At 39.7% G+C, this 3,489-nt stretch carries 3 protein-coding genes and 1 pseudogene; all 4 read left to right on the plus strand.

The features are described 5' to 3' along the window. Positions 1 to 75 precede the first annotated feature (75 nt). Positions 76 to 1,142, plus strand: a protein-coding gene (locus ACEW80_RS31060; RefSeq protein WP_373530301.1) for an ISKra4 family transposase whose coding sequence is annotated in 2 segments (ribosomal slippage) — positions 76 to 232 and positions 232 to 1,142 — 1,068 coding nt in all. Because the reading frame shifts where the segments join, the coding sequence is not laid out codon by codon here. After that, positions 1,123 to 1,860, plus strand: coding sequence for a hypothetical protein (locus ACEW80_RS31065; RefSeq protein ID WP_373530299.1), 738 nt, complete (start codon positions 1,123 to 1,125; stop codon positions 1,858 to 1,860). The genes ACEW80_RS31060 and ACEW80_RS31065 overlap by 20 nt, the downstream gene beginning before the upstream one ends. 269 nt (positions 1,861 to 2,129) lie before the next feature. Then, a complete protein-coding gene (locus ACEW80_RS31070; protein WP_373530300.1) occupies positions 2,130 to 2,588 on the plus strand; it encodes a hypothetical protein in 459 nt (152 codons plus the stop codon). A gap of 86 nt (positions 2,589 to 2,674) precedes the next feature. Continuing rightward, positions 2,675 to 3,489: pseudogene (locus ACEW80_RS31075) on the plus strand (ATP-dependent helicase); the annotation flags it as partial.

Genomic DNA, 3,489 nt, shown 5'->3' on the forward strand with positions numbered 1-3,489 from the left:
GGGAGCATCCACTTTTGGAAGATATACAAAATATGGAAGAATATAAGAGGAAATAAAAAGAGCGCATCAACTACCATGAGCCAAGATAGACAAGAACGAATCCAAGCCTGTGTAACGGAACTGGCAACATTACTGTATGAAGAAGCAGATAAGAGTCAGTTAACAGACCTAGAAAGCATAGAAAAAAAAGTTCGTAGTCAAATACTCGAATATGTAAGTCCAGAAATAGCCCTTTTTTTGTTGAACAAAAAACAGGTACAAAAGTAGGTAAAACTAGGAAGATTAAAAGCCTAGTTGGAGAACTGAAATTAAAATCCAAACAGTTAGAGAGACTGGGTTTAAAGCCAAGAATTAGGTTAAGTCCATTACTGGAAAAGTGTTGTTTGAGACTATCAGCGAATATTTCCTACCAGAATGCAGAAGTAGAAATAGAGGCATTAACAGGAGTAAAAGTTGGTCACTCAACGCAACAAAAATTAGTTTTGTCACAAGATTTTCAACTACCCGTAGCATTGCAAGCCGTTTCTGAAGTAAGTGTAGACGGAGGAAAAGTCAGACTGCGAGGTAAACCACAAGCAGGTTGTCACTGGCGAGACTATAAAACTGTGCGTCTACAAGGGATTTACTATGGTGCATTTTTTGATGACAACCAATCATTAATTGATTATGTCAATAGCCAACAGTTAGTAGACCCCCTTGTTTGCTTGGGAGATGGTCATGATGGGGTGTGGAATCTGGTAAGAGAATTTGGACAAGACCAGTTTTCTCGCTGTGAAATTTTGGATTGGTATCACCTGAAAGAAAATCTTTATAAAGTTGGTGGTTCTTTAAAGCGACTCAAAGCCGCCGAAACTTTATTGTGGAAAGGTCAGACAGAAGAAGCTAAGACTTTATTTAATCATTGCCGAGGCAAACAAGCTAAAAATTTCATCGCTTATCTGGATAAACATCTCTCTCGCATTGTTAACTACAGCTATTATCAGGCTGAACAACTATGTTCTATCGGTTCTGGCGCAGTTGAGTCTGCAATTAAACAAATTGGTTTAAGGATGAAAATTTCTGGCGCACAGTGGAATGTTGCCAGTGTCAATCACATCCTCTCTGTTCGTTGCGCTTATCTCAATGGGTTACTTGCTGTTTGATAGGGTGTTTCCGCCAAAAGTGGATGCTCCCATTAAATTAGGCTCTCAACATCGTACCCGTATCCACGAAGCCGCAGCGATTGCTTTTTATCATCAGCAATCGAATACTCCTGTAATCAAAACCTTACTATGTGACGATGCTCCACAGTTCAAGTTAATTACCAATGATTTGGCTCTTTGTTGGATACATGAAGGTAGACATTATAAAAAGTTAAGTCCATTTGTTGCTTGCCACCGGCACATTTTAGATGACTTTTTGGAGAAATTCTGGATCTATTACCGAAGACTACTTGCTTATCGAGACTCACCAAACCAAGAAAAGGTTCACGAACTCAGACTTGAATTTTGGACGCTTTTTACCGAAAAAACTGGTTACGAGCATAAGGATTCGCGAAAACGATTAACTGCTGCTAAAGCCCAACAGCTGCTTATTGTTTTGGAGCATCCCGAATTGCCATTGCACAACAATCCTGCCGAGTTGGCTGCTAGGACTATGGTGCAGCGACGCAATATTAGCTATGCTACTCAAACTCCACAAGGTACAAAAGCGTGGGATATTTTTATGTCCCTTGTTGACACTACCCGTAAATTGGGTATCAGCTTTTTTGAATATATGCGTGACCGGATTTCTCGAATTGGAAATATTCCGTCTTTAGCAACCATTATTCAGGAGAAATCTTCTTCTAATCTATTTGGTGGTTCGTGGATGCCAGAATAATTTTCTACCCCGCAAGATTGAGGGGATACAATGCCTGAATAGAATGTTTACACTATGTACCGATACGAGTTCTCGATATGCTATCTGACGTTGATGTAGGACTAGAATTTTAGTGAGGCTCAAAGACAGCCCCCATAGTTAATAATCCTTGGATGCTGGATAAGAGTTAGTTCCTTTTGCTTGGGAGGAACTGACAGGGTTAGCGATCGCGATCTGTTCCCAATAAATCACGCCATCCATTCATTCCACTGGGGCGCATCTGTCAGCAGTTGAGCAAACTTTTGAGGGCAAGCGTCTTCAAACTCCAGTATCACGCCGCAACTTCAGGCGTAACCCCTTCCATCCTTGAGCTTCTTGCGTTTCGAGACTATGGTAAGATTCAAGACTATGCAGGAGAAACTTGGTTGACGCTCAAACAGGATTTACTGCAAACACTGCAAAATCAGCCAGATTGGAGAATAAGAGAAGCTCAAGTCGATATTTTCCTCCACGAAGGATTAATTGATGATGCAATTAAAACAGTAGAAAGAGACACTTACTATGCTTCAGAATTGGTTCATCAAGTTATGGATGCAGCAGTTTCCCATCGTGAAGATTGGGTAATTGGTAACGCTAAGAGACGGGCAGAACCAATTATGGAACAAGGAAAAGCTGATCGTTATGATGCTGCGGTTAATTGGCTAAAAAAAAGCAAAAGCTGCGTATGTGCAACTTGGACAAAAAGCTGAATGGTCTGCTTATCGCTCACAACTAGAAGCGGCTCATGGACGGAAACGTAAATTAATGGAATTATTCAAAGAACTGAATAAATAATATGACTACTTTGGAGCCGAATTCGACAATCCAACAAGCACTAATCGCAAGGAAATATTTCGATTTACATCCTTCCATACAAAAAATTATTCAGTTGTTTTCGGTAATTTATGCACCGATAGACAAAAATTCATTTGTAAGTTGTCTTAGTAAGACTAGCGCTTTAGATGAAAAGAATAAACCTTGGGTTACTAAAACCCTCAGTTCCCAAATTGATAAATTGTTAAAAGCAGGCTTGTTAATACAGGAAAACAGGCAAGGTGCTGAATGTCATCCGTTACTCACAGAAATTGCTACTCGCCATGCTGTACAAACCGGACAGTTTGAAATACTCGTTACAGCAGTAGAGGAGAAGCTACCAATACGTACTCACTGGAACAGAGATTCTCGGATATTTTACAGCTTACGCCAGTGTATCAGAGAAATCCGCATTGGTATTTATCGTCAAGACCTTAGTTTTATTAATCAGCAAATTGAAGATTATCAGAAGTACGCTGATAGTGAAGAAAAAATAGTAATAGAAAATATTTTTGAGCAGATATACAATCATCCATTTGATGCAGATTGGTTTAAGACCCTTCCACAAGAATTATATGAAAGTGGCATATCAAGTATCCTCTTCAATTCAGCCTTAAAATTATCTGCTTCTGAAGATGCGTTGACGCTGCTAGAAGAAGAATGCTCTAACAGTGAAAAACATTGCTCAGATTATCTACGCCTGATTTTGACAGAACAACTGTTGTTACAGGGTTGTACCCAAGAAGCACAAGAAAGTCTGGAGCGTGTATCAAATGAATATCAGAATAACGCTGCGAT

Origin of the sequence: Nostoc sp. (assembly GCF_041747015.1) — a bacterium.
Classification (GTDB): Bacteria; Cyanobacteriota; Cyanobacteriia; order Cyanobacteriales; family Nostocaceae; genus Nostoc.

What these genes read in the sequence shown, in the direction of transcription:
- ACEW80_RS31065 (WP_373530299.1), top strand. Translation starts at nt 1,123, where the DNA reads ATGGGTTACTTGCTGTTTGATAGGGTGTTTCCGCCAAAAGTGGATGCT.